Source organism: Longivirga aurantiaca, assembly GCF_042660085.1.
Taxonomy (GTDB): Bacteria; Actinomycetota; Actinomycetes; order S36-B12; family CAIYMF01; genus Longivirga; species Longivirga aurantiaca.
Genome location: NZ_JBHSTI010000067.1, coordinates 1 through 4,165 on the forward strand (window position 1 = coordinate 1; position 4,165 = coordinate 4,165).

6 protein-coding genes are annotated in these 4,165 nt (G+C 72.3%); 4 read left to right on the plus strand and 2 right to left on the minus strand.

From position 1 onward, the window contains the following. Positions 1–378: hypothetical protein (locus ACFQGU_RS17795; RefSeq protein WP_386769039.1), on the plus strand; the 378-nt coding region annotated here is incomplete at its 5' end. Then, positions 375–836, plus strand: a complete 462-nt coding sequence (locus ACFQGU_RS17800) for a hypothetical protein (protein ID WP_386769040.1) — start codon at positions 375–377, stop codon at positions 834–836. The genes ACFQGU_RS17795 and ACFQGU_RS17800, both read left to right, overlap by 4 nt. A 39-nt stretch (positions 837–875) precedes the next feature. Here ACFQGU_RS17800 and ACFQGU_RS17805 read toward each other — a convergent pair whose 3' ends face one another. Then, positions 876–1,250 (minus strand): putative quinol monooxygenase, encoded by a 375-nt coding sequence (locus ACFQGU_RS17805; RefSeq protein ID WP_386769041.1) that lies wholly within the window; start codon positions 1,248–1,250, stop codon positions 876–878. A gap of 271 nt (positions 1,251–1,521) precedes the next feature. Here ACFQGU_RS17805 and ACFQGU_RS17810 point away from each other — a divergent pair, with 271 nt between their 5' ends. Further along, positions 1,522–2,415, plus strand: coding sequence for an Fpg/Nei family DNA glycosylase (locus tag ACFQGU_RS17810; protein ID WP_386769042.1), 894 nt, complete (start codon positions 1,522–1,524; stop codon positions 2,413–2,415). A 221-nt stretch (positions 2,416–2,636) separates the two neighbouring features. On the opposite strand, the gene ACFQGU_RS17815 is transcribed toward ACFQGU_RS17810, so the two are convergent. Further along, entirely contained in the window at positions 2,637–3,158 is a 522-nt protein-coding gene (locus tag ACFQGU_RS17815; protein ID WP_386769043.1) for a hypothetical protein, read from the minus strand. Between the two features lie 308 nt (positions 3,159–3,466). On the opposite strand from ACFQGU_RS17815, the gene ACFQGU_RS17820 reads away from it, so the two are divergent. After that, positions 3,467–4,165, plus strand: a 699-nt coding sequence (locus tag ACFQGU_RS17820; RefSeq protein ID WP_386769044.1) for an FAD-binding oxidoreductase, incomplete at its 3' end; no start/stop codon positions are given.

The following is a 4,165-nucleotide window of genomic DNA, read 5'->3' on the forward strand; positions in this document are numbered from 1 at the left end:
GCCTTCCCGGCCGCCCCCGCGACGACGGCGCTCATCGTGGCGGCGCTGCTGCTCGCCGCCGCCCTCGCCGTCCTGGCGATCCGCGACCAGAGCACGCCGCGCTGGGGCCTGATCGGCATCGCCGTCCTCGAGCTGATCCTGCTCGTCATCACGGTGTGGTGCGCGATCGCCTGGATCGGCGGCAACGCGCCGGCCGAGGCGGTCGTGTTCGTGTTCTACCTGCTCGCCTGCCTCGCCATCCCGCCCGCGATGGCCTGGTGGGGCAAGGGCGAGCCCGGCCGGTGGGGCAGCGGCGTGGTCGCCGTCGCCTGCCTCGTGCTCATCGTTCTGGTGCTGCGCGTGCAGCAGGTCTGGACCGGAGGGGTTCCACCCACATGACCGCCGACCCGACGCCGGGCGCCGACCCGACGACCGAGACGCCTGCATCCCCTACCGGCACCAGCCACGGCCCCGGCCGCCTCCTCATCGCGGTGTACGCCGTGCTCGCGATCGGCGCCACCGTCCGCTCGCTCTACGAGCTCGCGACCAAGTTCTCCGCCGCACCGGTGTCGTACTCGCTCTCGCTGTTCGCGGCCGTCGTTTACGTCGTCATCACGATCTGCCTCGTGCGCGACACCCCGCGCGCACGCGCGATCGCGCAGACCGGCATGTGGATCGAGCTCGTCGGCGTCCTCGTCGTCGGCACGCTGAGCATCGTGAACAAGGACCTGTTCACCAACCCCGAGACGGGCAAGGCGGTCTCGAGCGTCTGGTACTGGTTCGGCCGCGACTACCTGTTCGTGCCGCTGGTCCTGCCGATCCTCGGCCTGCGCTTCATCCGCTCGTCGAAGCACTGATCCCGCGGGTACGCCGTACCCGCCCGGACCGGTGTGCGGCTACGCGTGGTCGCCGAACGAGTGGGTGCTGACGGCAGGCGACATGCGCAGCCGCAACGGGTCGATCCGCATGATGCCGGGGTTCTCGCCGACGAGGCCGGGCAGCTCGGTCATGAGGCGGTGGAACAGCGGCGCGGAGCGATGCAGCTCGAGCGCCTGCTCGTCGCGGAACCACTCGTAGAGCCACACGACGTCGGCGTCGGCGGGGTCGACGCACACCAGGAACGCCTCGGTGCCGGGCTCCTCGTCGAGGTCGTCGACGTACCGGTTCAGCGCGTCGAGTGCGGCGGCGCGCATGCCCGGCAGGGTCGGGATGCGCACGAGCATGCCGATGCGCCCCGGCAGGACGGCGTCGAGGGGCTGCTGGTCGCTCACGGGCACCAGTGTGCGTCACGCAGGCTCCGCGCGAGCAGCCACCCGCCATTGTCGCGGCACGACCGCGCACCGCACGGGCCGCGCGACGGGCACGCGAGGTGCTCGACCACCACCGGACTCGCGCGTGATCCGGTGGGTTTGGCGCACCTCGCGGACCTCGCGCAGCTGCTGCGGTCGGCGCGGTCGGCCCGGTCCGACGTACGGCGTGGTCACGGCGACGAGCTCGCCAACCGCACGACGCGGGGTGCACCGCCGTGGCAGGCTCGACGCCGTGCCCGAGCTGCCCGAGGTCGAGTCGCTGGCGTCGTACCTCCGCCGCACCGCGACCGGCCTGCGCGTGTCACGCGTCGAGCTGGCCGCGATCAGCGCGCTCAAGACGTTCGACCCGCCCGTGACGGCACTGGTCGGTGCGCGGGTCCTCGACGCCTCGCGCCGCGGCAAGTTCCTCGACCTCGCGCTCGTCGACGAGGACGGCGAGATGATCCACCTCGTCACGCACCTCGCCCGCGCCGGCTGGCTGCACTGGCGCCAGGAGGTGTCGGCCGTCCCGCCCAAGCCGGGCAAGGGGCCGCTCGCGTTCCGCGTGGTGTTCGTGGACGACGACGGCGTCGCGGCCGGCGCCTTCGACCTCACCGAGGCAGGCACGCAGAAGCGGCTCGCGGCGTACGTGACGCGCGACCCGTCGTCGATCGAGGGGATCGAGCGGCTCGGCCCGGAGCCGCTCGACGACGCGTTCACCGTCGACGCGTTCGCCGAGATCCTGCGGGAGGCGGGCGGGAAGCAGCTCAAGGGCGTGCTGCGCAGCCAGTCGATCATCGCGGGCATCGGCAACGCGTACAGCGACGACATCCTGCACGCCGCGCGGCTGTCGCCGTTCAAGCCGGCGTCGAACCTGTCGGGCGCGGAGGTCGCGACGCTGCACCAGTGCATCCACGACGTGCTCACCGACGCCGTGACGAGGTCCGAGGGACTCGGGGCGGGCGACCTCAAGGCCGAGAAGAAGCTCGGGATGCGCGTGCACGGCCGCGAGGGCCAGCCGTGCCCGGTGTGCGGCGACGTCGTCCGCTCGGTGAGCTTCGCCGACTCGTCGCTGCAGTACTGCGCCACCTGCCAGACCGACGGCAAGCCCCTCGCCGACCGCCGCCTCTCCAAGCTCCTCAAGTAGCGACCCCCGCTCGCTCTTCGGGCCCTTGGAGGGTGAGTCCCTGTTCGGTGAGCTGTGGACCGTGCGCCACAGGAACGTCGAGGCACCCCGGCCCGGTGCGCTGCCGGCGCGTGGGAGTGCGTCAACCCCGAACCGGCTGTGCCCGGCCGGCGCTCCGGCCGGGCACAGCCATCTCTTCGGGCTCTCCCGTCGTCGGGAGGCGTAGGCCGTGGCTCTCGCCCTCAGCGCTTGGACAGCTGCACTGGGTTGACCCAGACCGTGCGGGTGGCGGACCCCGTGAAGTTGACGGTGGCCCCCACGTAACTGGCGTCGAGCCCGACGTACCCAGCAGTCTCCGCGGTCAGCACGTCTTCGTAGTTGTAGGACTCCGACGTCGAGCATGTGGCCAGCCTCAACAGGTCAGGCTGGGGAGCCCGGGCGCCCTTGTTGGCTGCGCCGGCATAGTCGTTGTCGACGGCGATCACCTCGTTGGCGTGAACTCCGTCCAGCACCGTGACGGTCACGGTCTCCTCCGAGGCGATCCAGCGAGCCACCGCACCTTTGCCGCCGAGGAAGCCGACCTGGCTGGGGAACCGCGGGACATCCATGCCGAAGATGTCGAACGTGCGACCGTCGGAGCAGGTGAACGTGCCATAGGCGGCGGTCGCCTGGGGGTTCGCCGAGGCTGGGGCGGCGAGGAGGACCGAAGCTCCGGCGACTGCGCCCACTGCGAAGGTGGACGCGAAGGTATGGCGTCTGGACATCGGAGGCTTCCCTTCTTTGCAGGGCTCACCCGCGCGGTCTGCGTCGCAGACGATGCCCCTCGTTCGCGAAGGTAGACTCGACGGGGGTGTATGTCCCGGTGAACTCCCCGTCGGGTTCCGCGCCCGGCAGGCCGCTCCGGGACCCGGCGTCGAGCGGCGGGAATTGGGACACACCCAGTTGCGGTCGATCACGGCAGTCGGACTGCTCTCGTTGACCCCTGCTCGCGATCTTGGTGCGCGGTCGGCGTGCGTGCGACCACGGGACTCCGGTACGCCGGAGGCGCGGCTGCGGCGGCAGGATGTACGCCGTGACCCGCACGCCGGACGCCGCAGCTCAGCAGCCCCCGCACGCGCTCGACCCCGCGCTGCGCGCCAGGCTCGTCGCCGCCGTGGGCGACGCGCACGTGCTCACCGATCCCGACGTGACGGCGTCGTACGGCGAGGACTGGTCGCGCCGGTTCCGCGGGCCCGTGCTCGCCGTGGTGCGACCCGCCTCCACCGACGAGGTCGCCGCGGTGGTCGCCGCCTGCGTCGCCGCACGCGTGCCGGTGCTCCCCCAGGGCGGCAACACCGGTCTCGTCGGCGGATCGGTCCCGAGCCACGACGGCCCCGCGTGCGTCGTGCTCTCCACGCGGCGCCTCACCCGGCTCGACGACGTCGACAAGGCGGCGGGCCAGGTCACGGTCGGCGCGGGTGTCACGCTCGCCGCGCTGCACGAGCACGCGCGCGCCGCAGGGTGGGCGTACGGCGTCGATCTCGCCGCGCGCGACAGTGCGACCATCGGCGGCACCATCGGCACGAACGCGGGCGGCATCCGCGTGTGCTGCTACGGCATGACCCGGCGGCAGGTGCTCGGCGTCGAGGCGGTGCTGCCCGACGGCAGCGTCGTCAGCCATCTGTCGGGCTTCGCGAAGGACAACACGGGCTACGACATCGCGGGCCTCATGGTCGGCAGCGAGGGCACGCTCGGGGTCGTGACGGCCGCCCGGCTCGTGCTGCACCGTCCG